Annotated in this window: 14 protein-coding genes and 3 pseudogenes; 8 read left to right on the top strand and 9 right to left on the bottom strand. The window is 70.8% G+C overall.

Annotated features, from left to right (window positions below; translation table 11 throughout):
• Nucleotides 1–306 precede the first annotated feature (306 nt).
• The 3 genes from D474_RS0106315 to D474_RS0106305 all read left to right on the top strand — a co-directional run bounded on the left by D474_RS0106315 (nucleotide 307) and on the right by D474_RS0106305 (nucleotide 4,455).
• Nucleotides 307–1,845 carry an FAD-linked oxidase C-terminal domain-containing protein gene (locus D474_RS0106315; RefSeq protein ID WP_017612745.1) on the top strand — a complete coding sequence of 513 codons (1,539 nt, stop codon included), beginning with the start codon at nucleotides 307–309 and terminating at the stop codon, nucleotides 1,843–1,845.
• Nucleotides 1,846–1,880: 35 nt separating this feature from the next.
• Nucleotides 1,881–3,074: an FAD-binding oxidoreductase gene (locus D474_RS0106310; RefSeq protein ID WP_017612744.1), complete on the top strand. Its 1,194-nt coding sequence runs from the start codon at nucleotides 1,881–1,883 to the stop codon at nucleotides 3,072–3,074.
• Between the two features lie 61 nt (nucleotides 3,075–3,135).
• Nucleotides 3,136–4,455, top strand: a complete 1,320-nt coding sequence (locus tag D474_RS0106305) for a (Fe-S)-binding protein (protein ID WP_017612743.1) — start codon at nucleotides 3,136–3,138, stop codon at nucleotides 4,453–4,455.
• A 51-nt stretch (nucleotides 4,456–4,506) separates the two neighbouring features.
• Here the strand turns inward: D474_RS0106305 and dapF are convergent, their stop codons facing one another.
• Nucleotides 4,507–5,322, bottom strand: a complete 816-nt coding sequence (dapF, locus tag D474_RS0106300; RefSeq protein WP_017612742.1) for a diaminopimelate epimerase — start codon at nucleotides 5,320–5,322, stop codon at nucleotides 4,507–4,509.
• A gap of 179 nt (nucleotides 5,323–5,501) precedes the next feature.
• Between dapF and miaA the strand changes: the two genes are divergently transcribed.
• From miaA to D474_RS0106285, 3 genes are all read left to right on the top strand, one after another.
• Nucleotides 5,502–6,506, top strand: a complete 1,005-nt coding sequence (gene miaA / locus D474_RS0106295; protein ID WP_017612741.1) for a tRNA (adenosine(37)-N6)-dimethylallyltransferase MiaA — start codon at nucleotides 5,502–5,504, stop codon at nucleotides 6,504–6,506.
• 191 nt (nucleotides 6,507–6,697) lie between these two features.
• Nucleotides 6,698–7,513 (top strand): TetR/AcrR family transcriptional regulator, encoded by an 816-nt coding sequence (locus D474_RS0106290; RefSeq protein ID WP_017612740.1) that lies wholly within the window; start codon nucleotides 6,698–6,700, stop codon nucleotides 7,511–7,513.
• Between the two features lie 13 nt (nucleotides 7,514–7,526).
• On the top strand, nucleotides 7,527–8,804 hold the full coding sequence (locus tag D474_RS0106285) for a cytochrome P450 family protein (protein WP_017612739.1): 1,278 nt from the start codon (nucleotides 7,527–7,529) through the stop codon (nucleotides 8,802–8,804).
• 123 nt (nucleotides 8,805–8,927) lie between these two features.
• On the opposite strand, the gene miaB is transcribed toward D474_RS0106285, so the two are convergent.
• The 3 genes from miaB to D474_RS0106270 form a co-directional block, all read right to left on the bottom strand.
• Nucleotides 8,928–10,403 carry a tRNA (N6-isopentenyl adenosine(37)-C2)-methylthiotransferase MiaB gene (gene miaB, locus D474_RS0106280; RefSeq protein ID WP_275040770.1) on the bottom strand — a complete coding sequence of 492 codons (1,476 nt, stop codon included), beginning with the start codon at nucleotides 10,401–10,403 and terminating at the stop codon, nucleotides 8,928–8,930.
• A gap of 140 nt (nucleotides 10,404–10,543) precedes the next feature.
• A complete protein-coding gene (locus D474_RS0106275) occupies nucleotides 10,544–13,561 on the bottom strand; it encodes a TRAP transporter permease (protein ID WP_017612737.1) in 3,018 nt (1,005 codons plus the stop codon).
• Between the two features lie 244 nt (nucleotides 13,562–13,805).
• Nucleotides 13,806–14,840, bottom strand: a complete 1,035-nt coding sequence (locus D474_RS0106270) for a TAXI family TRAP transporter solute-binding subunit (RefSeq protein WP_017612736.1) — start codon at nucleotides 14,838–14,840, stop codon at nucleotides 13,806–13,808.
• 307 nt (nucleotides 14,841–15,147) lie between these two features.
• Between D474_RS0106270 and D474_RS0106265 the strand changes: the two genes are divergently transcribed.
• Complete coding sequence (locus D474_RS0106265) at nucleotides 15,148–17,295, top strand: S9 family peptidase (protein WP_026118226.1); 2,148 nt, start codon at nucleotides 15,148–15,150, stop codon at nucleotides 17,293–17,295.
• A gap of 34 nt (nucleotides 17,296–17,329) precedes the next feature.
• Here D474_RS0106265 and D474_RS0106260 read toward each other — a convergent pair whose 3' ends face one another.
• The 5 genes and pseudogenes from D474_RS0106260 to D474_RS0106250 all read right to left on the bottom strand — a co-directional run bounded on the left by D474_RS0106260 (nucleotide 17,330) and on the right by D474_RS0106250 (nucleotide 20,485).
• Entirely contained in the window at nucleotides 17,330–17,902 is a 573-nt protein-coding gene (locus D474_RS0106260; RefSeq protein ID WP_017612734.1) for a regulatory protein RecX, read from the bottom strand.
• Nucleotides 17,895–18,425: pseudogene (locus tag D474_RS33835) on the bottom strand (intein-containing recombinase RecA); the annotation flags it as partial. The pseudogene D474_RS33835 and the gene D474_RS0106260, both read right to left, overlap by 8 nt.
• A 9-nt stretch (nucleotides 18,426–18,434) precedes the next feature.
• Nucleotides 18,435–19,496, bottom strand: a pseudogene (locus D474_RS34030) (intein-containing recombinase RecA); the annotation flags it as partial.
• Nucleotides 19,497–19,499: 3 nt separating this feature from the next.
• Nucleotides 19,500–20,111 (bottom strand): annotated as a pseudogene (recA, locus tag D474_RS34025) (recombinase RecA); the annotation flags it as partial.
• 179 nt (nucleotides 20,112–20,290) lie between these two features.
• Nucleotides 20,291–20,485 carry a DUF3046 domain-containing protein gene (locus D474_RS0106250; RefSeq protein WP_017612732.1) on the bottom strand — a complete coding sequence of 65 codons (195 nt, stop codon included), beginning with the start codon at nucleotides 20,483–20,485 and terminating at the stop codon, nucleotides 20,291–20,293.
• Between the two features lie 77 nt (nucleotides 20,486–20,562).
• On the opposite strand from D474_RS0106250, the gene D474_RS0106245 reads away from it, so the two are divergent.
• The coding region (locus tag D474_RS0106245) for a DEAD/DEAH box helicase (protein WP_017612731.1) at nucleotides 20,563–23,824 on the top strand (3,262 nt) is incomplete at its 3' end.

Genomic DNA, 23,824 nt, shown 5'->3' with positions numbered 1-23,824 from the left:
GTTCCGCCGCCCCCGGACGCGAGCGGCCCGACCCAGTTCCACCTCGGGTGCGAGCGCGGCGAGCGCCCGAGGTGGAACGCCACGGCCATGCCTCCTCGCCCAGCACCTTCGGAGTCACCCCGGTTCTGCGCCGCGCCGCTCCGCGCGTGACAGCCGCCGGGCCGCGTGATTCCAAGAGACGGAACCCGATTTCCACTCGAGCCCGGGAACCCCTTGCACTCCGCACCTCCCGCGGCCTACGGTCCAAGCAGGTCCCATGCCGGGTGATCCACTTCACCCGCGCCTGACCCGAGGCGGAGGCTCCCCATGTCCCTGGCCGAGCACGAGAACACGGGCAGCGCAGGCAACGCGCGGCCCCCGGGCCCCGCGACCGCCTCCCCCCGCGCCGCGGCCGTGGCCGACCTCGTCCCCCACCTGCGCGCGATCCTGGGCGACGACGGGCTCCTCACCGACCACTCACAGCGCCGCACCTACGAGAACGACGGGCTCGCCCACCACCGCGAGGTCCCCGGCGTCGTGGCCCTGCCGACCTCCGCCGACCAGGTCGCCGCGGTGGTCCGCCTCTGCCACGAGCACGGCGTCCCCTTCGTCCCGCGCGGAGCCGGAACGGGGCTCTCCGCCGGCGCCCTCCCCCACGCCGACGGGGTCCTGCTGGTCACCTCCCGCATGCGCCGCATCCTCGAGATCGACACCGCCAACGAGTGCGCGGTCGTCGAACCCGGCGTGGCCAACCTCGACATCACCCGCGCCGCCGCCCCGCACGGCTACTACTACGCCCCGGACCCCTCCAGTCAGCAGGTGTGCTCGGTGGGCGGCAACGTCGCGGAGAACTCCGGCGGCGCCCACTGCCTCAAGTACGGGTTCACCGTCAACCACGTGCGCGGCCTCGACGTGGTCACCCCCGCCGGCGACCTGGTCAGCCTCGGGGGCAAGGCCGCCGACGCCCCCGGGTACGACCTCATCGGCGCCTTCGTGGGCTCGGAGGGCACCCTGGGCGTGGCCACCCGCGTCGTGGTGAACCTGACCCGCTCGCCGGACAAGACCGTGACGCTCCTGTCCGCCTTCGACAGCATGGACGCGGGCGGGCGCGCGGTCAGCTCGATCATCGGCGAGGGCGTGCTCCCCTCCGCGATCGAGATGATGGACGCACTTGCGATCGAGGCGGCCGAGGCGGCGGTGGCCTGCGACTACCCGGAGGGCGCGGCGGCGGTCCTGGTGGTGGAGTTGGACGGCCCCGTCGAAGAGGTCGACGCCCAGGTCGCACAGGTCGAGCACCTGTGCGAGCAGGCCGGGTCCTTCGAGACCCGTACCGCCAGCAGCGCCGAGGAACGCGCACGCATCTGGAAGGGCCGAAAGTCCGCCTTCGCCGCCGTGGGCCGCATCAGCCCCGCCTACATCGTCCAGGACGGCGTGGTCCCGCGCACCGCCCTGCCCGAGGTCCTGCGCCGCATCACCGAGCTCTCCGCGGACTCCGGGATCCGGGTCGCCAACGTCTTCCACGCGGGCGACGGGAACCTGCATCCCCTGGTGCTCTTCGACGACGCAGAACCGGGTGCGTGGGAGCGGGCCGAGGAGGTCTCCGCGCAGATCCTGGACCTGTGTGTGGAGCACGGGGGCTCCATCACCGGCGAGCACGGCGTGGGTGTGGACAAGGCCTGCAAGATGCCGCGCATGTACACACCCGACGACCTGGAGACCTTCGAGCTCTTCCGGCGGTCTCTCGACCCCGACGGCACCGCCAACCCCGAGAAGCTCCTGCCCACCCCGCGACTGTGCGGGGAGCAGCCGGGGGTGAGCCGCGACGTGCACCCGCTGGTGGCCTCCGGGCGCGCCGAGCAGTTCTGACCCGCCGGACCGACGACCACGGAACGGAACCTGACATGGCTGGACCCTCCCGGACCCCCGTCCCGGTCGTGCGGGACGGCGCACCGCAGGACGCGGTCGGCGGACTCGTGCCCACGCGGGTCGCGGAACCGTCGAGCACCGCCGAACTGTCCCGGACCCTGAACGAGGCCGCCCACCAGGGCCGCACCGTGCTCCTGCGGGGTGGCGGCACCGCGCAGGACTGGAGCCCGCCCCCGAGCTCCCTCGACCTGCTCGTCGACACCTCGCACCTGTCGTGGATCGACCACGACCCCGGCGACCTGGTCGTCGAGGTGGGCGCCGGCACGCCCGTCGCCGATCTGTACACCCACCTGGCCAAGGAGGGCCAGCGCCTGTCGTACGACCCCGTCCGCTCGGGAGGGACCGTGGGCGGGGCGGTCGCCACCGGGGCGAGCGGGCCGCGGCGCCTGCTGCACGGGGCCCTGCGCGACCTGGTGATCGGGATGACGACCGTGCGCCCTGACGGCGTGGTGGCACGCAGCGGCGGACGCGTGGTCAAGAACGTGGCCGGCTACGACCTGGCCAAACTCCACACCGGCGGTCACGGAACCCTGGGGGCGGTGGCCTCGGTCGCCTTCCGGCTCCAGCCCGAACCCGGGGCTCTGCGCCTGGTCGAGGCCGAGTTCGACGACCGCCCCGAGGCCGAGCGGGCGCTGGCGCAGATCCGGCAGAGCCCGATCGTGCCCTCCGCGGTGGAGGTCTGCGCACGTCCAGGTACACCGTTGGCCCTGCGGGTGGTGGTGGAAGGCAGCCCGGAGGGCGTGCTTCCGCGCGCCGAGCGGGCCGTGCAGGCACTGGGGCCCCACGCCCGGGTGCACGAGGGCCTGTCGTCCGGCTGGGGCCTGCGTCCTGAGTCCGGTCCTCTGGCGTGGTTGTCGGTCCCGCCCGCGGAGTCGGTGGAGGCCGCCACCCTGCTGGGCCCCCGCGCCCGGATCGAGGGATGCGCCCCGCGGGGCGCGCTGCATCTGTCGTGGCCGGAGGGCGCCGCGCCCGGCGAAGTGGCCTCGGCCCTGGTGGAGGCACGCGCTCGCCCGGGGTGGACGGCGACCCTGGTGCGCGCGGACCCGGAGACGGCCGAGGCGGTGGACCGGTGGGGCCAGGTGCCCGGACTGGCGTTGATGCGCGCGGTCAAGGACGCTTTCGACCCCGACCACAGGTTCGCGCCCGGACGCGGCCCGGGCGGGACATGAGCCCACGACAGTCCACGACCCCGATTCCGAGCGAGTCCCACCCGACCAGGGAGCAGCCCCCATGACCGAGCCCATCTCCGGCGACAGCGACCAGCGTTTCAGCGAGCTCCTCGACGACTGCGTGCACTGCGGGTTCTGCCTTCCCACGTGCCCGACCCACGTGCTGTGGGGGCAGGAGATGGACTCCCCGCGGGGACGGATCCACCTCATGGAACAGATGCACGAGGACGACGTGCTCACGGAGGCGGCGGTCAGCCACTTCGACAACTGCCTGGGGTGCCTGGCGTGTGTGTCCGCGTGCCCCTCGGGCGTGGCCTACGACGCGCTCATCGACCACACTCGCCACCGGGTGGAGGAACAGCACGAACGCCCCGTCGCCGAACGTGCGCTGCGGGGCGCGGTCTTCTCACTGTTCCCGTACCGCGGCCGGCTCCGGATGATGCGGGGCCCCCTGCGCGCCTACCAGGCCACGGGTGTGGGCCGGGCCCTGCGCTCGAGCGGGGTGCTCGAACGCATCTCCCCCACGCTCGCGACGATGGAACGCATCGCCCCGCCACTGTCGTCACCCCCGCCGCCCCTGCCCGAGTTCGTGCCCGCGGTCGGCAACCGCCGGGCACGGGTCGGCATGCTCGTGGGATGCGTGCAGGGGGCGTTCTTCCCCGAGGTCAACACCGCCACCGCACGGATCCTGGCATTGGAGGGCTGTGACGTGGTGATCCCGCGTTCCCAAGGGTGCTGCGGGGCGCTGTCCGGCCACTCGGGGCGCCTGGACGAGGCGGCCCGGTTCACGCGCGCCCTCGTCGAGGTCTTCGAACAGGCCGACGTGGAACGCATCGTGGTGAACTCGGCCGGGTGCGGGTCGAGCATGAAGCACATGGACCGGACCCTGGAGGAGGCCGGGGCCGATCCGGCCTGGGTGCGCCGTGCCCGGGCGGCCTCGGAGAAGGTCATCGACCTCACCGAGTTCCTGGCCGACCTGGGACCGCAGGCCGAACGCCATCCGCTTCCGGTGCACGCGGCCTACCACGACGCCTGTCATCTGTCCCACGGCCAGGGCGTGACGTCGGCGCCGCGGGAGCTGTTGGCACGGATTCCCGAGCTGACCGTCTCCGACCTCCCGAACAAGGAGATCTGCTGCGGGTCGGCCGGAGTGTACAACCTGTTCAACCCCGAACCCGCCGCGGAACTGGGCGACCGCAAGGGCCAGGACGCGGCGGCCACGGGGGCACAGGTGCTGGTCTCGGGCAACCCGGGGTGCTCGATGCAGATCGGTTCGGCCCTGGAACGTGCGGGGACGCCGATGCCGGTGGCCCACACCGCTCGCGTACTGGACGCCTCCCTGCGCGGTCTGGGTACCGGGGCGCTGCTGGGCCGGTCTTAGCGGGGCGGCCCCGACCGGGGCGGGCCGGAACCGGTGGAGAACGCAGCAGGGTCAGGCCAGGTAGGTCTCACCCTCGGCGACGATCACCGCGGGACCGCGCAGCCGGGCCCCGGAGGCATCGAGCAGGACCGTGCACTCGCCGCCGAGCACACGCACCTTCCACGTCGCGCTCTCCCCGCTCTGGGTGGCGGCGGACGCAGCGGCAACGATGCCGGTACCGCAGGAACGGGTCTCGCCGGAACCGCGTTCGAAGACCCGCATCTCCAGGGACCCGGGACCGGTGCGGGCGTAGACCTCGACGTTGGCGCCCTCGGGGAAGGCCTCGGGATCGAGGACGGGGGGTTCGCTCAGGTCCACGTCGGCGACCGGGCCGGTCACCTCGCACGCCAGGTGGGGGTTGCCGACCGAGATCTGCGCGCCGTGCACCGCCTGGCGGGCCAGCTTCGCCGACGACGAGCCCTGCATCTCGACCCGGCCCATGTCCACCGTGACCTGGCCGTCGTCCTCGATCGAGACCTGCTTGGCCCCGTCGCGGGTCCCGATCTCGAAACGGTTCTCGAAGACCAGCCCCGCGTGCAGGAGGTAGCGCGCGAAGACCCGCACCCCGTTGCCGCACATCTCTGCCACCGAGCCGTCGGCGTTGCGGTAGTCCATGAACCACTCGGGACGCTCGCCCGTGCGCGCGGCAGGCGCCAGCGCCTCGCCCCGGGCGCTGGTGCGCACCACGCGCAGGATCCCGTCCCCGCCCAGGCCGGCGCGTCGGTCGCACAGCAGACGGACGGTCTCCTCCGTGAGCTCCAGCTCCCCGTCCGGGTCGGGGAGGATCACGAAGTCGTTCTCTGTTCCGTGGCCCTTGGCGAATCGCATGCCTTCAATACTAGGGCGCACGCCGGGCCTCCTGGTCGCTGCAAGAGCGCCGGGGCCCGGGCGCCGACCCGCCACCGTGCCACCCCGCTCGCAGGAAGGAGCGCCCTGGGGCGCAGGCGGCACACCCCGTGTGACCGACCCGGCAGCGGGGAGTGTGTCGGCATGGCTACGCTGGGGCCATGATCAAGGTGATCGCGGTCGTCGGCCCGACCGCTGTGGGCAAATCGGACCTCGCCGTCGAGCTGGCGCTGCGGCTGGAGGAACGCGTCGGCCGGCGCGGAGAGGTGATCAACGCCGACTCCATGCAGCTCTACCAGGGCATGGACATCGGCACCGCCAAGGTCACCGAGGCCGAACGCCGCGGAGTGCCCCACCACCTGTTGGACGTGTGGGAGGTCTCCGAGCCCGCCGACGTGGCCAGCTACCAGACCATGGCGCGCGAACGCGTCGAGGAACTCACCGACCAGGACGTGCTCCCGATCCTGGTGGGCGGCTCGGGCCTGTACGTGCGGGCGGTGCTCGACCACCTCAACTTCCCGGGCACCGACCCCGACGTGCGCGCCCGCCTGGAGGCCGAGCTCAACGAGGTCGGCCCCGGGGTCCTGCACGCGCGCCTGGCCGACGTCGACCCGGCCGCGGCACGTTCGATCCTGCCGGGCAACGGCCGCCGTATCGTGCGCGCCCTCGAGGTCGTGGAGCTGACCGGGGAGCCGTTCACCGCGAACCTGCCGGACCATTCCTCCTTCTACCCCTGCCTGCAGTTGGGCGTCTCCGCCCCGCGCGAACAGCTGGACCAGCGCATCGACCTGCGTGTGGACCGCATGTGGGACAAGGGTCTGGTGGAGGAGGTCCGCGAGCTCGACAAGATCGGTCTGCGCGAGGGCCGCACCGCCTCGCGCGCACTGGGTTACTCGCAGGCCCTGGCCCAGTTGGACGGGGAGATGTCGGAGTCGGAGGCCCGTGCGGCCACCGCCCAGGCCACACGCAAGTTCGCCCGCCGCCAGGAGTCGTGGTTCCGCCGCGACCCGCGTGTGACGTGGCTGCCCCATGACGCCGAGGACCTGGTCGAACGCGCCTTGCACCACGTGGAGAAGGCGCTCTCGGGCGCCGACGAGGAGCCCTCGGGCGATGCCCTGGTCGACGTGTCCACTTGGCTGCCGATGGGGCGCCTCGGGGCGGACTGACCCCCGGCCCTCGATCACAGGAGCGCCGTACCCCGCCCGGGGTGCGGCGCTCCGTCTTTGCGTCCCCCCGCGCTCCCGCCCGTCTGCACGTCGCGTCGCCACCCCTTGCAGCGTTCCCCCGTCTCCGCTTATCGTGACTTCGTGACCAACTTCGAAAATCAGTCACAAGGTCACAGGGGAGGTGCGGCGATATGGTCGTCAGCGCTGCACACAGCGGGGCCACAGGCCTTCCGCACCCCGTCGACCAACAGGAGCACCACGTGGTCCAGTCCGCCCGTTCCCGACGTTCCCCGCAGGCACGAGCCGAACGTGCCGACCGCATCCTCGACGCAGCGGCCGACCTCATGGTCGCGCTGGGACCGACCAAGATCACCATCGAGGACGTCGCACGCAGGGCAGGGGTCGGCAAGGGAACGGTCTACCTGCACTTCCCCACCAAGGAAGTGCTGTTCCTGGTGGTGCTCATGCGGGCCCAGAGCGAGACCGCTGCACGGATCGTGGAGCGCATGAGCTCCGAGCCCGCCGAGATCCTGCCGAGCCGTGTGGGCTCGTTCGCCCTGACGGCCCTCACCGGCACACCGATCCTGCGGAAGATCTTCATGGGCGACACCGGCATGCTCGGGACACTCACCGACACCGCTGCCGCCGAGGGCGGAAACCTGATCGACCGGCGCCTCGAAGACCAGGAGGCCTACTTCCGCCTCTTGCACGAGCACGGCCTGGTCCGCGGCGACCTCCAACCCGAAGAGCTCTTCCACGTCTTCGGCACCGTCGTGACCGGTTTCCTCATCTACCCGCCACTGCTCGAGAACCACGGGCACCACGTGCCGGACCCTGCTCGCGGCACGGAACTGGCCGCCGACGCCCTCCGCCACGCACTCGGCGAGACCCCCGAGGACACCGACGCCCTACGCGCCGCCTGGCCCCAGGTCGTGGGCCTGTTCGACAACACGGTCCAGCACGTACGGGCCGAGATCGACCGCTACCGCACCATCCGACGCGAATGACCCTGGAGAGGCCATGACCACCGCAACGCCGCAGCCCTCGGACGGAATCATCGACCTGCGCGACCCAGACGTCGCCGCCGACCCTCATGCGCTGGTGGAGCGTGTGCGCGCAGCAGGCGGATCCGCACCGGCGCTGTTCGTCGACCAGCAACCCGCCCGGATCTTCGTCGACGACGAGGACGTGCGCACCATCCTCTCCGACCGTCGTTTCGTCATGGATCCGGGGAACGTGCCCGGTGAAGGTGTCCGGATCACCCGCGCCGACGCCCTGCGCGGCCTGGGGCTGAGGGAGGACCTGGTCACCTACCTGACCGAGAGCCTCCTGCAGAAGGACGGCGTGGACCACGTGCGCCTGCGCAAACTCGTCTCCCGAACCTTCACGGTGCGGCGGGTCAACGAGCTCCGCCCGTCCGTGGAACGCATCAGCGCCGACCTGTTGGCCGCCCTGCCCGGGCACGCGGACGAGGACGGGGTGGTCGACCTCGTCGAGCACTTCGCCTATCCGCTGCCCATCGCGGTCATCTGCGACCTGGTGGGTGTCCCGGAGCAGGACCGGCCGCTCTGGCGGGACTGGAGCCACCGGCTCACCCGCTTCGACCCGCAGCGCCCGGAGGAGATGAACCAGGTCTTCGGCGAACTCATCGAGCACATCCACGGCATGATCGAGCAGCGCCGGAAGGAACCGCACGACGACCTGCTCGACGCGCTCATCCACGCGCGGGACGAGGACGGCGACCGCCTCAACGGCACCGAGCTGGTCACGCTGATCTTCACCCTCGTCATCGCAGGCCACGAGACCACCGCACACCTCATCGGCAACGGGACCGTCGAGCTCCTGCGCCACCCGGACCAGCTCGAACGACTGCGCGACGAACCGGGGCTGGTTCCCGCCGCGATCCACGAGATGCTGCGGCACCGCGGCACCGCTGCCGTCAGCCAGGCCCGGTACGCCACGGAGGACATCCCACTGCACACCGGCACCGTGGTCCGCGGCGAGCGCGCCATTGCGGTCCTGTGGGGCGCCAACCACGACCCCGACTCGCACCCCGCCCCCGACCGGTTCGACATCACCCGGCACCACGGGCGTCCGGGTGAGAACCACGTGGCCTTCGGACACGGGATGCACTACTGCCTCGGCGCGGCCCTGGCCCGGCAGGAGGGCGAGGTGGCGTTCACTCAGCTGCTGAGCTCCTACCCCGGCCTGTCGCTGGTGGAGGACCGCCCGCCCCGCCCGGCGTTCGCCCCGGGCGCCCTGCGCCTGGAAGAACTGCCGGTACGCCTGGGCACCTGAACGGCGTCGCGGACCGGCGCCCTGAACCCGCCGCGGTCGCAAACACGGCCGGGGCCGACCCCTCACGCGGGACCGGCCCCGGCCGTCGTCCTTGCCGGGCTGCTCCGCACCCCGGCAACGTTGTCAGTCGATACTGCAGCAGCCCCCCGCCGGCGCAGCCGGCTCCTCGACCGGCTTGCCCACCGCGGGCATCCCCAGCATCACGTCCGGGGCGCTCTGCTGCACCGGGCGCCCGTTGCGGGCGTCCCAGGCATCACCGGCCCGGGTACGGCGCAACGACCGCACACCGGAGTCCGCGACCAAGTGGTGCGGCGCCGCGTAGGTGACCTCGACGGTGACGGTGTCGCCCGGTCGCGGCTCCTCGTCGCCCTCGGCCAGGGAGAAGTGCACGAGGCGGTTGTCGGGGGCGCGGCCCGAGAGACGGCGGCGCTCGTCGCTCTTGCGGCCCTGGGACTCCGCGACCAGCAGCTCCACCTCGCGCCCGACGATCTTGCGGTTCTCCTCCAGGGAGATCTGGTCCTGCAGGTCCACCAGGCGCTGGTAGCGGTCCTTGACCACGTCGGCGGGGACCTCGCCGTCCATGGTGGCGGCCGGGGTGCCGGGGCGCTTGGAGTACTGGAACGTGAAAGCCTGCGAGAAGCGCGCCTCGCGCACCACGTGCAGCGTCTCCTGGAAGTCCTCCTCGGTCTCACCGGGAAAGCCCACGATGATGTCGGTGCTGATCGCGGCGTCCGGCAACGAGGCCCGCACCTTCTCCACGATGTTGAGGAAGCGCTCCTGGCGGTAGGAGCGGCGCATGTCCTTGAGCACCTTGCTCGAGCCCGACTGCAGCGGCATGTGCAGCTGCGGCATGACGTTGGGGGTCTCGGCCATGGCCTCGATGACGTCGTCGGTGAAGTCGCGCGGGTGGGGCGAGGTGAAACGCACCCGCTCCAACCCCTCGACCTCACCACAGGCGCGCAGGAGCTTGGAGAAGGCCTGGCGGTCACCGAACTCGCTGCCGTAGGCGTTGACGTTCTGGCCCAGCAGGGTCACCTCGGTGACGCCCTCCTCGACCAGGGCACGCACCTCCGCGAGCACATCGCCGGGACGGCGGTCCTTCTCCTTGCCGCGCAGCGACGGCACGATGCAGAACGTGCAGGTGTTGTTGCACCCGACCGAGATCGACACCCACGCCGCATAGGCCGACTCCCGACGGCTGGGCAGCGTCGACGGGAAATGCTCGAGCGACTCGGCGATCTCGACCTGCGCCTCCTTCTCGATACGGGAGCGCTCGAGAAGGGCGGGCAGGGAACCGATGTTGTGCGTGCCGAAGACCACGTCCACCCAGGGAGCGCGGCGCACGATCTCACCGCGGTCCTTCTGCGCCAGGCAACCGCCCACGGCGATCTGCATCCCGGGGTTGCGGTCCTTGACCGGCCGCAGGTGCCCGAGATTGCCGTAGAGGCGGTTGTCGGCGTTCTCGCGGACCGCGCAGGTGTTGAAGACGACGATGTCGGCGGTGGTGTCCTCGGCTGCGCGCGCGAATCCCGCGTCCTCCAGCAGACCGGAGAGGCGCTCGGAGTCGTGGACGTTCATCTGGCAGCCGTAGGTCCGCACTTGGTAGGTACGACTCTGGCTCACGCCCCCAGGCTATCGGCTGTGTCGGCCCCTCGGTCCAGCCAGAGAACGGCCCCCGCGCACCGGACCGGGCGTCCGGACGCGGGGGCCGCGACGGCGTACGCCCCCGAGCAGACCGATCAGGCCTCCATCGAGCGCTTCCTGTTCTGCCCCATGGACCCCATGCCGTCCGTGTTGACCACGAAATCCGGCAGGTGCCGGGTCCGGTACAGCTCGAAGGCGTAGAGGGACCCGCCGAGCGCCAGACCGAGGAGGGTCACCGCAAGGCCCGGGGAGACCACCAGCAGACCCGCCACCAGGATGCCCGAACGCGAGGGCCAAGGGACGTCCCGCCTGATGAACCCGGTCATGCCCAGGGCCACCAGCACCGCACCGACGAACGCGGAGACGACCGTGAAGAGGCCCTCCCAGAACGTGACGTCCTGCAGCAGCAAGGCCGGGTTGAACACGAACATGTACGGCATGATGAACGCGGCACAGGCGATACGCACCGCGTAGACACCGGTCCTGACCGCGTCGCCCCCGGAGATGCCCGAGGCCGCATACGCCGCCAGACAGACCGGCGGTGTGATGTCGGCCAGCACACCGAAGTAGTACACGAACATGTGCGCCATCAGGAGCATCGACACCTGCGGCACATCGAACTCGCCCCCGATCACCGCCACGATCGCCGGGGCCGCCAGCGTCGCGGTGATGACGTAGTTCGCGGTGGTCGGCAGACCGATGCCCAGCACCAGGCAGGCCAGCATCGACATGGCCAGGATCAGCGCCAGGTCCAGGCGCATGTCCGACACGAGCTGGTCCCCGAAACCGGCGTCCAGACCCGCCCAGGCCAACAGCGGGCTCGAAGCCAGCCAGTCCAGGGAACCGGCGATCCCGCCGGAGACGGTGCCGGCCACGCCCAACAGACCCGACGAGAGCTTGAGCCCCAGGTCCGTGGTCGTGATGACACCGGCGATGATGCCCGCAGAGGCACAGGCGACGATGATCGGCACCGCCAGGCGGGCCGCACCCACCAGCCCGTCCAGGATCGAGTTCAGGTCCAGCCGGTCCGGATCGTGGGCCGCCCACCTACGGAACAGCAGGACCACCACCACGGCAGCCAGAGCGATGAGCGCCGAAGCGATCAGCGCCGTGACACCACGGTCGATCCCGATGACCACGGACTGCGCCACCCACACCAGAGCGGAAGCGGCCGCACCGGCGACCACCAGCGGAAGGGCCAGACGCGTGAGCCGTCCCGCGATCTCACCGACCGCGCGCAGGCGCAGGTTCCCGTCGATCTTGGTCCAGGGGATGGTGATGACCTGCACGAACAGGTTGATGGCCACGACCGCCGCGACCGCGCCCATCGCCGAGAACATCGGCGAGTAACCCATCGACAACAGCACGAAGATCGCGATGATCGGGATCAGCAGGTAACCGCGCGTCAGCATCACCTGGCGCACGTTCGGCAGCATCTCCTTGGGAAGGCCGCCGATACCGAAGCGCTTCGAGTCGTAGTGCACGACCACGTACTGGGCGACGAAGAACATCATCGCGGGGATCGCCGCGGCCACGAGGATCTCACCGTAACTGGCCCCGGTGAACTCGATCATGATGAAGGCGCCCGCGCCCATGATGGGCGGCAGGATCTGCCCGCCCGTGGAGGAGGAGGCCTCGACCGCGCCCGCGTACTCGCGGTTGTAGCCGGACTTCTTCATCATCGGGATCGTGAACGCGCCGTTGGAGACCGTGCCCGCCACCGAACTGCCGGTGATGGTGCCGGTGAAGGCGCTGGTGACGATGCCGACCTTCGAGGTGCCGCCGATCGCCCCGCCGGTCGCACCCAGCGCCAGGTCGGTGAAGAACCTCTCCATACCGGTGCGCTGCAGCATCGCGGCGAAGATCATGAACAGGAAGATGAAGGTCGCCGAGATCCCCAGCGGGGTGCCGAACACACCCTCGGTACCGACCCAGAGGTTGGTGACGATCTGGTCCACGCTCGAGCCGCGATGGCGCAGGAACCCGGGCATGTACTGCCCGAAGTAGGAGAAGGCCAGCATCACCGAGGCCAGCACGACGAGCGCCTGACCGAGCACCCGCGAGGCCGCCACCAGAACGAGCAGGATCCCGATCGTGCCGACCGTGACGTAGGTCGGGTTCACGACACCGACCGTGCCCTGGATCTCCTGGTAGTTGAAGAACATGTACAGGCCGGCGAGGACACCGAGCCCCGCCAGGGCGATGTCGGCGAACGGCAACCCCATGACCGTCACGGGCACGTACCGGGCCGCCTGCACCAGCGCCAGCACCAGCAGGGCCGGTCCGATGACGTTCCAGCCCGCCACACCGGAGACGGCCATGTACAGCAGGATCGCGGAAGCAGCGGCGGTCATGCCCCAGCGGCTCGCGGCCGGCCAGAGCCACACCGGCACGGCCTGGGGGTGACGCAGCAGAACCACGGCCGACAACAGGCTCAGGAGCACCAACGCCAGGCCGAGGATCGGCAGGAAGAAGAACCCGCCGGCGGCCTCGCTGGTCACCAGGTCCAGGGACATCAGGGCGGCCAGGACCAGCAGCGTCACACCTGCGCTCTTCTGCGCCCTGGAGGGAGAACCGCGGCCGTCCTGCCGCCACTTGAAGATCCACCACCAGGTCCCGGCGACCGCCACGGCCGCGAGCACACCGAACAGCGCCTGCGGCAGGTACAGATACATGACCATGTCGTCGCCACTGACCACACCGACCACGAAATAGGCCAGCAGCATGAAGCTGACCGTCATCACCGAGCCGTGGAAACCGCTCTTGGGGCCGGAGGCGCGCGGCTTGGTCGGGTAGAGCAGGAACACCAGGCCCAGGCCCAGACCCAGGTGCAGGGAACGCTGCTGCAACGGGGGAAGAGTCTGCGTCATGGCCGTCCACAGGTGGAACACGGCCAGGAGCACAGCACCGAAGAACACCGCCCAGCGCCACACCGCCGTCAGGTCCTGGCGGCTGCCCATGCCGGGGTCGTCAGCAGAGAGATCCTGCTTCTCGAGACCGGAGATGTCCTGCTCGATGCTCTTCAGCGTCGAGTCGTCGAGCGCACCCTCAGTGGTGTTCGCTCCCGCACCGGAACGGTCGGGACCGTCCGGCGGTCGGGAATCAGTCGTCATCGCCCCATCCTTCACTCGGCGGGGGTCGCCCGCCACTCACCACAGGAGAGGGACCGCGCGGGCCCCACTCGGATCCAGACAAACATTCCCGCCCCCGGCCCGCGGTCACACCGGGCCGGAGGGTGAGGTGTACCCCGCAACTCCTCACAGCTCAGGGCCGCCCGTTGGCGACGGGCGGCCCTGATGGGATGGGGTTCCCCAGGTCCAGGGCAGACGTGCCCGCGGCACGTCCGAAGGGCCGTTGCTACAGAACGCCCTCGTCCTCGTAGAAGCTCTCGGCGCCCGGGTGCAGCTCCATCACGCCCTGGGACTCCAAGGCCGTCTCCAGCTGCACCTGGTCACTGATGGCGTGGCCCATCTCGTCGGCCTGCTCGTACATGACACGGGTCAGCTCGTAGGCGGTCTCGTCGTCGAGCGCACCGGTGCTGTACAGCGAGGCCCACTGGGTCAGGGTGGTGACTTCCTCGTCCTGACCGCTGTAGGTACCGGCCTCGATGTCCATGAGGTCGTAGCTCTCGTCGGCCTCCTGGAGTTCCTCGGCCTCCTCACCCTCGATCGGGAGGACGCGGACGTCGTTGTTGGCCGAGATCTCCTCGATACCGGAGGCCGGGACCGAGAGGATGCCGAACGCCGCGTCGGCCTGCCCGTCGCCCAGCGCTGTTGCGGCGTCGCCGAAGTCGCTGTCGAAGGAGTTGATGTCCTCGTCGGGGTCGATACCGTACGTCTCCAGGATGTCCCGGGCGGCGACCTCGGTACCGCTGCCTGCCGGGCCGATCTCCACGTTGGCGCCGTCCAGGTCGGCGATGGACTCGATGTCGGAGTCGGCCAGCACCACGACCTGCATGACCTCGGGATAGATGTTGCCGAGGAAGTAGACGTCGTCGGGGTCCTCGAGCGGCTCCTCCGCGAAGGGACCTTCGCTCTCCTGGGCCTGCATCGCCACACCGTTGACCGCCATGATGAGCTCGACCTGGTCGATCTCGCCCTCTTCCTCGTCCTCGGTCGCCCCCTCCAGAGCACGGAGGTTCTGCACGGAGGCGCCGGTCGGGAAGGTTTCGACCTGCGTATCATCGATGTGGTCGCTCCACAGCTGAGCGATCTCACCTCCGAGCGTGAAGTAGGTGCCGCCCGTGGAACCGGTCGCGAGCGTGAGGTCCTGGATGTCGTCCGCCCCGCCGTCGGGACCGTCCGTCCCCTCGGGGGGAGTGCAGGCGGACAGGGCGAGCGTGCCCGCCGCGGCGACGGCCACGGAGGCGCGGATCCTGCGTCCCTTGCTCATCGCTGGCATCCTCTCTTAGCAGTGAGGTGACAACTGCCGGCGGCGAGCGACCCGGGTCGCAGGCCCTGCATGACCGGCGGTCACCAACGTGACATCCGCGAAAGCATAGACCGCAGCCTGTGCCCTGGCTGTGTCACAGGCGTCACGAATCGGGAACGATACCCGACGTGTGCGTACGAGAACCATCGTGTCACCTGCATGGAGGCCGTATCCAGTCACGGAGGGCCACAACTGCACTCAGGTCCCAACGGCTGGCTATGGTCGACATGTCACCAGAAACGAACCCACGACCGATCCTGAGCGGGACATGTCTGAACTACCCCACCCCCACGGCTCCTGGCCGTCACCCATCAGCGCCGGTGACGTCGCACGGGGGATCCGCCGGATGGCGTTCCCCAGCGTCGAGGGCGACGAGGTCTGGTGGGAGGAGGACCGCCCCGAGGAGGGCGGCCGCACCACCCTGATGCACAGGGACGACGCCGGCACCGTCACCGAACTCCTGCCCGCGCCCTGGAGCGTGGGCACCCGTGTGCACGAGTACGGGGGACGCTCCCACCTGCCCGTCCCCCGCCGCGACGACAAGGCCCTCGTCCGGATGGGCGTGGCCTTCGCGAACGGCCACGACCAGCGCCTCTACCTGCTCGACCGTGGCGCCGGGACGCCGGTCCCGCTCACACCCGAGCCCGAGGTCGAGCGGGGCCTGCGTTACGCCGACCCCGCACTGGGCGCCGACGGCAAGAGCCTCGTGTGCGTGCGCGAGGAACACCCGGCCGCCGGAGGCGCACCCCGCCGGTCGATCGTGAGTGTGCCGCTGTCCGGACGCGGCAGCCGTGAGCCCTCGGCGATCGTCGAGCTCACCTCCGGCGCGGACTTCTACGCATCACCGACCCCCTCACCCGACGGGACCCACCTGGCCTACGTGCGCTGGAACCACCCGCGCATGCCCTGGGACGGCACCGAACTACGGGTGGGAACACTCACCGGTGGCGCCCTGAGAGACGAGTACACGATCAAGGGCGGGGTGGACGAGTCGGTCCTCTCACCCGCGTGGGCGGACGCCGGGACCCTGTACATGGCCTCCGACTGGCCCGGATTCTGGAACCTCTACCAGGCCGGACTGACCGGACAGGCACTCGCGCTGTACCCCGCCGAGGAGGAGTTCCACGCCCCACCGGCCCGGCTCGGGCACCGCTCCTTCCAGGTACTGGACTCCGGACATGTGGTGGTGCTGCACGGCGAGGGCGACCTCACCCCGAGCGTGTACGACCCCGACACCCTGGACCTGGAACCGGTACGCACCGAACTGACCACCTGGTCCCAGCTGCACTCGGACGGGCGGACGGCAGTGGCGGTGGCCTCCTCCCCCACCACACCCCCGTGCCTGGTGCGCCTCGACCCTGAGACCTCCACGGTGGAGACACTGCAGCGTTCGATGCAGGACCCCCCGGACCGGGCCCTGCTGTCGATACCCCGCGAACAGACCATGACCGGCCGCTACGGCGCCCCGGTGCACGTCCGGATCCACCCTCCGGCCAACCCGGCGGTGGACCCACAAGGCCCGGCACCCTTCGTCGTGTGGGCACACGGCGGACCGGTCTCCCACTCCACCTCCGAGTTCGACCTGGTCAAGGCCTACTTCCCCAGCCGCGGCATCGGTGTGGCCGACGTGAACTACGGCGGCTCCACGGGATACGGGCGGTCCTACCGCAAACGCCTGCACAAACAGTGGGGCGTGGTCGACGTGGAGGACTGTGCGGCCGTGGCCCGCGCGCTCGTGGACGGCGGCGAGGCCGACCCGGAGCGCCTGGCGGTGCGGGGCCCGAGCGCGGGCGGATACACGGCTCTGCTGGCACTGACCGGCGACACCTTCGCGTGCGGGGTGTCCCTGTTCGGGGTCACCGACCTGCTCGGATTCGCCGAAGGCACACACGACTTCGAGTCACGGTTCCTGGACACGCTGGTGGGCCCGCTGCCCGGGTTCGAGGAGAGCTACCGGGAACGTTCGCCCGTGAACCGGACCGGCGACATCGAAGCCCCGGTGCTCCTGTTGCAGGGCCTGGAGGACAAGGTCGTCACACCGGACCAGGCCACCGCGATGGCCCGCGGCCTGGGCGAACAGGGCGTCCAGCACGCGCTGCTGGAGTTCGGGGGCGAAGGGCACGGGTTCGCCGGCGCCGACGTCCGCACACGTGCACTGGAGGCGGAGCTGGGCTTCTACGCCACGGTGTTCGGCTTCGAGGCGGACGTTCCGGCACTGGAGTTGACGACCTCCCCGCCGGAGACCCCGGCCGGCGATGCGGACGTCCCGGCACCGGACGCCGACGGGACCGGCGCCGCCGCGCCCGCTGACGGGAGCCCAGGGGAAACGGAGGCCCCGGCCGACCGGGGAGATGCCGACGCCGGGGAACCCGCCACGGGCTCCCCGCAGCCGGGCACCGACCCCACCCGCACCTGACCCGGAGCCTCTCGGGGCACAGGCCGGGGCCGGGTCACAGGTCGGGGTCGTGGAGTTCGACGTCCACGCCCTCGGCCTCCAGTTCCTCCCGCACCACGCGGTAGGAAAGCCCGGCCGAGTAACCGCGGCGGGCCAGGACGCTGAGGGCCCGCCGCACGCGGGTCTGCTCATCCTTGCTGCGCGAGCCCCGGAGGCTGCGGCGCGCCAGGTCGCGGGCGGCCTCCTCCTCGTCCTCGTCGGAGAGCCCGTCCACGGCCTCGCGGACGGTCTCCTCCTCGATCCCGCGGGTGCGCAGTTCACGCGCCAGGGCCTTGCGGGACAGCCGCCGCCCGTGGTGGCGCGAGGACACCCAGGCCTCGGCGAAGAGCCGGTCGTCGATGAGCCCGGCCTCGCTGAAGGTGCCCAGGACCGAGGCGACGACCTCCTCCTCGAAACCGCGGCGCAGGAGGGCGCGTTCGAGCTGGGCTCGGGTGCGCGGACTGTGGGTGAGCACGCGTAGGCACAGTCCCCGGGCCTTGGCCTCGGGGTCCTCGCCGGGCGGGCCACCCTGCCCGCCCGACGGATCCGGTTCGGGGGCCTCCTGAGGGACGCCGCCCGCGTCACTCATCGGTCGAAGGCGCCTTGGTGCTCTTCGTGGTGCGCTTGGCGGTGCTCTTGGCCGGGGCTGCCTTGGAGTCCGCACTGTCCTCGGCGGCCTTCGAGGACTCGCCGGCGGCGCTGTCGTCGCCCTTCGTGGGCACGCCCATCTTCTCCTTGATCTTCTTCTCGACCTCGTTGGCCACGTCGTCGTTCTCGCGCAGGAAGTTGCGGGCGTTCTCCTTGCCCTGCCCGAGCTGCGTGCCGTCGTAGGTGTACCAGGCACCGGACTTGCGCACGATGCCGTGTTCCACACCCAGGTCGATGAGGCTGCCTTCGCGGGAGATGCCGACGCCGTACAGAATGTCGAATTCGGCCTGCTTGAAGGGGGGCGCAATTTTGTTCTTCACGACCTTGACCCGGGTACGGTTTCCGACCGCGTCGGTTCCGTCCTTGAGGGTTTCGATCCTTCGAACGTCCAAACGGACGGAAGAATAGAATTTCAGCGCCCGGCCACCGGTGGTGGTCTCGGGACTGTTGTGCACCATGACCCCGTCGACGAAGTAGTTGTGGTTGCCTTCGACCTCGATGTCGAAGCGGTGCATGCCCCGGGTCTCGGGCTCGACGTGGATGTCGAGAACGGGCTCGGCGACCAGACGGTCCACAGGCTCGGAGTGGAGGGCCTCGACCTCACAGCGGCCCTGGAACCGCGGCAGGAGCTTGTGGGCCATGGACTCGTGCACGTACGGCGCCACGATCTCCTGGAACTGTGCGCTGGCCGCAGTGGTGAACGTGATGACGGAGACCTCGCGGCTACCGTGTTTGCCGAGCTTGACGTCGAGCCCGTAGTGGTCGCGCAGGTGATCCACCAGGCGCTCGCGGCTCCCCGGGCCCATCGCCTCGACACAGATCTCGATCCGTCCGCTGCCGCCCTCGGTCCGCTCCTGAACGCCCTCGGAGCGCACGGTGAAGCAGCCGTCGTCCATGTACCAAACGGCCAGCGACAACGGGGTGAGCTGCTTGAGGAACTCCCAGCTCAGGTGCTTCTTCCCGTCACCGAAGTACATCGCCTCGTGCAGCTCGGCGAGCTCGGGCAGAGCGGTGAAGTCGGCGAAGACCGCCCCCTTGGCGTCGGTGGTCCGGCTGTACCCGATGTTGCTCAGCAGGGAGATCTTCCAGTCCAGGTAAGACTCCTGCTCGGCCCCGTGGCCCATCCGGAAGCGCGTCCCACTGTGCCCCCTGGTGTTGGCGGAGAGAGAACCGTCCCCCATCAAGGAACCGAAGACGACCTGGCGCTGCTGGTCGTTGAGGAAATGCTGCTGTGTGGTGAGGACCCGGTCACCTGCGATGAGTTCACCGGCCTCGCGCCAGCCTCCGGGCGTGCGGATGAGGTGGTTGGGGGTGGCGGCGAACTGCGACCGGCCGTTCTTGCCCGACCGCGCGACGGTGAACTGCAGGAAGTGGTCGGTCTTGCCGTTGTCGAACCAGTTGACGACCTTGCGCGGAACGACCTCGTCCTTCTCCGGGTCGTAGGAGAGGACCTCGACGTCCATTTCCTGGTTGACGATCTTGCCGATCTTCTCCTGGCTGCCGTCCGCCAGTGTCACCCGGGTGTTGTAATGCATGCACCCGAACATGACTCCGACTTTTTCCCGCAATTGGTTGATGAAAATTGCGGTGGTGCCGGTGGAGCTGAGCGCGCCGGCGATCTTGCGCAGCGCCTGCGACATGAGGCGGGCCTGCAGACCCACGTGGCTGTCGCCCATCTCGCCCTCGATCTCGGCGCGGGGCACCAGGGCGGCCACGGAGTCGATGACGATCACGGAGATCGCTCCGGAGCGAACGAGCATGTCGACGATCTCGAGCGCCTGCTCACCGGTGTCGGGCTGGGAGAGCAGCAGGTCGTCGGTGTTGACGCCGATCTTGGCGGCGTAGGTGGGGTCGAGTGCGTGCTCGGCGTCGACGAAGGCGGCGATCCCGCCCTGCTTCTGGGCTTGGGCGACCGCGTGCAGGGCGACGGTAGTTTTTCCTGAGCTCTCCGGTCCGTACACCTCCACGACCCGGCCCCTGGGGATGCCACCGATACCGAGTGCGGCGTCGAGCGCGATGGCCCCGGTGGGGATCGACTCGATCGGCGGGCGGTCGTCGTCGCCCAGGCGCATGACGGAGCCCTTGCCGAACTGTCGCTCGATCTGCGCGAGCGCTGTGTCGAGAGCCTTGTCTCGGTCTCCAGTAGCCACGGGATTCCCCTGTTGGGTCGATGCCTTCTTCTTCATGATGGGCCTGACGCTACGCGCTCGGTACGACGATCTCGACGCTCTGCGTCTGCCTGTGGACAACCCACACTACCCGAACCCCTGTTCGATTCTCGTGCGAACACCGCATGGCCCGGGGCGGCGGGCCCACACGCCCGCACCGCTCAGCGGGCCGAGGCCGGAAGGTCGAACGCGTCACACACCGCCCTCCAGACCTCCTTGGCCGAGACGCCGTCGGCCAGTGCCTGTTCGACCGTGCGCGAGCCGAGCTGTTCGATGACGTAGTCCTTGGCGAGGCTCTCGGCATAGGCCGCGCCGAATTGCTGGTGCATGTTGGTCCAGAAGAGGGAGAGTCGCATCGGCCCCAGTATCGGTGATCGGCGCGCCCGCCCCGGCCCTGCTGACGAATGTCGGAGCCGCGGGTCACACTGGCCCGATGAGCAGCGACCCTCTGGAGCGGTTCGGGCCCGCCACCCGCACCTGGTTCGAGCACGCCTTCCCCGACGGCCCCACCCCCGCACAGGACCAGGCCTGGGACGCCATCTCCCGCGGCGAGGACACGCTGGTCGTGGCGCCCACGGGTTCGGGCNGGGCGGAGCCGGTGCCGGAGGACCGCTCGCGCCGGTGCCGGGTGCTGTACGTGTCCCCGCTCAAGGCGTTGGCCGTCGACGTCGAACGCAACCTGCGCGCTCCGCTCGGGGGCATCCTCACCGAGGCGCAGGCCTCAGGGCAGGAGGTCTCCCCCGTCACCGTGGGCGTGCGCACCGGGGACACCCCGGCCCAGGAGCGCCGCCGGATGTCCACGCACCCGCCGGACGTGCTCATCACGACCCCGGAGTCGCTGTTCCTGGTGCTCACCTCGCGCGCCCGGGAGGGCCTGGCGGGGGTCGAGACCGTCATCGTCGACGAGGTGCATGCCCTGGCCGGCACCAAACGCGGTGCGCACCTGGCGCTGAGCCTGGAGCGGTTGGGTGTGTTGACCGAGCGCCCGCCCCAGCGCATCGGGCTGTCGGCGACGGTGCGCCCGCGCGAGGTCGTGGCCCGGTTCCTGGGCGGGGCGCAGGTGGTGGCTCCGCCGGACCGTCCGTCGATGAACCTGCGGGTGGAGGCGCCCGTCCCCGATCTGGAGGAGCCCGGTGAGGCGCCCGACCCCGCCGCCGGACGTGACGAGCGCTCGGGCGAGCAGGGTCTGAGTCGGGGGTCGGTGTGGCCGCACCTGGAGCGTCGGGTGCTCGACCTGGTTCTCGAGCACCGTTCCACGATCGTGTTCACCAACGGGCGGCGCACGGCCGAGCGGCTGTGCGCGCGCCTGAACGACCTGCACGCCGAACGCCTCGGGGTGGAGCTGCCCGACGAGGAGACGACGGCGCTGGTCATCGGGCAGGCGGGCCAGAACCGGGGCGCGGAGGCGGTGGTGGCGCGTGCCCACCACGGGTCGATGTCCAAGGCCGAGCGGGAGATCATCGAGGACGACCTCAAGGCCGGGCGCCTGCCCTGTGTGGTGGCCACGTCGAGCCTGGAGCTGGGTGTGGACATGGGCGCGGTCGACCTGGTGGTCCAGGTGTCCTCTCCCCCGTCGGTGGCGAGCGGCCTGCAGCGCGTGGGGCGGGCCGGGCACCAGGTCGGCGAGACCTCGCGCGGGGTGTTCCTGCCGCAGTTCCGGGGCGACCTGCTCGCGACGACGGTGGTGACCGGGCGTATGCGCGAGGGGGCGATCGAGGAGCTGTCGATGCCCTCCAACCCGTTGGACGTGCTCGCGCAGCAGGTCGTGGCGATGGTGGCGATGGACGAGTGGACGGTGGCGGGGCTGGCCGAGGTCGTGCGGGGCGCGGCTCCTTTCGCGGAGATCACCGACGGGGTTCTGGAGTCGGTGCTGGACATGGTGTCGGGCCGTTACCCCTCCGACGAGTTCGCGGAGCTGCGGCCGCGGGTGGTGTGGGACCGCGACGCCGACGTGCTTCGGTCGCGGCCGGGTGCGCAGCGGCTGGCGGTGATCAGCGGCGGGACCATCCCCGACCGCGGGCTGTACGGGGTGCACCTGTCCGGGTCCGGCGGCGGGCGGGCGCCCACGCGGGTGGGTGAGCTGGACGAGGAGATGGTCTACGAGTCGCGGGTGGGCGACGTGTTCGTGTTGGGGTCGACGTCGTGGCGCATCGACGCGATCACCGCCGACCGGGTCATGGTCTCCCCGGCGCCGGGGCGCCCGGGTCGGATGCCGTTCTGGAAGGCCGACTCGCAGGGGCGCCCGGCGGAGCTGGGGCGTGCGGTGGGCGCGACGGTGCGCGAGCTGGCCGCGGCCGGGCCCGACGAGGCGCGGGGGTGGGCCGAGGGGTCGGGGTTGGACACCTGGGCCGCAGACAACCTGATCGGTTACCTGTCGGAGCAGCGCGAGGCGACCGGTGAGGTGCCCGACGACCGCACGGTGGTGGTCGAGCACTTCCGCGACCAGGTGGGCGACTGGCGGGTGGTGGTGCACTCGCCGTTGGGGGCGCGGGTGCACGCGCCGTGGGCGCTGGCGCTGGGGTCCCGGTTGCGGGAGCGGTTCGGGGTGGACGCGCAGGCGGTGCACGGCGACGACGGGATCGTGCTGCGCCTGCCCGATGTCGAGCACGATCCGGGCGCGCTCTCGCGGGAGCTGGCGGACCTGGTGTCGTTGGACCCGGACGCGGTGACCGACCTGGTGACGCAGGAGCTGACCGGGTCGGCGCTGTTCGCGGCCAGGTTCCGGGAGTGCGCGGCCCGGGCGCTGCTCCTGCCGCGCCAGCGTCCGGACCGGCGGATGCCGTTGTGGCAGCAGCGGTTGCGGTCGCAGCACCTGTTGTCGGTGGCGGGGCAGTACGGGTCGTTCCCGATCGTGTTGGAGACGGTGCGCGAGTGCCTGCGGGACGTGTTCGACGTTCCGGCGCTGGTGGAGGTCCTCCGGTCGATCCGGGAACGGCGCACACGCGTGGTGGAGGTGCGTACCGATCATCCGTCGCCGTTCGCGCGGTCTCTGTTGATGGACTACACGGCGGCGTTCCTGTACGAGGGCGACGCGCCGGCGGCGGAGTCGCGTGCGCAGGCGTTGACGCTGGACACGTCGCTGTTGCGGGACCTGTTGGGCGAGGCCGACCTGCGGGAGCTGCTGGACCCGCGGGTGGTGGTGGAGGTCGAGGCGGGGCTGCAGCGGTTGGACGCCCCGGTCCCGGGTTCGGAGGCCCTGGCGGACCTGTTGCGCGAGGTGGGGCCGCTGAGTACGGAGGAGGCGGTCGAGCGCGGCGCGGATCCGGAGTGGTTGGCGGGGTTGGCCTCCCAGGGACGGGTGTTCCGGGTGCGGGTCGGCGGCCAGGAGCGCTGGGCCGCGGTCGAGGACGCCGCCCGGCTGCGGGACGGGGCCGGTGCGGTGTTGCCGGAGGGGATCCCGGCGGCGTTCCTGGAGCCGGTGGCCGATCCGCGCGGGGGCCTGGTGTCGCGGTACGCGCGCACGCACGGGCCGTTCACGTCGGGTGAGGCGGCGCGGCGGTGGGGGCTGCCGGAGGACGTCGTGGAGGGTGTGCTGCGGTCGCTGGCGGCGGACGGGCGGGTGACCCGCGGCGGGTTCCGTCCGGGCGGCCGGGGCGAGGAGTGGTGCGGGACCGAGGTGCTGCGCCGCCTCCGCCGGGGGTCGATCGCCCGCTTGCGGGGTGAGGCCGAGCCGGTGGCGCCCGCGGTCCTGGCCC

Source organism: Nocardiopsis salina YIM 90010 (assembly GCF_000341025.1).
GTDB lineage: Bacteria > Actinomycetota > Actinomycetes > Streptosporangiales > Streptosporangiaceae > Nocardiopsis > Nocardiopsis salina.
Note: the sequence above shows the minus strand (reverse complement) of the source record. Positions and strands in the feature narration are given on the sequence as shown.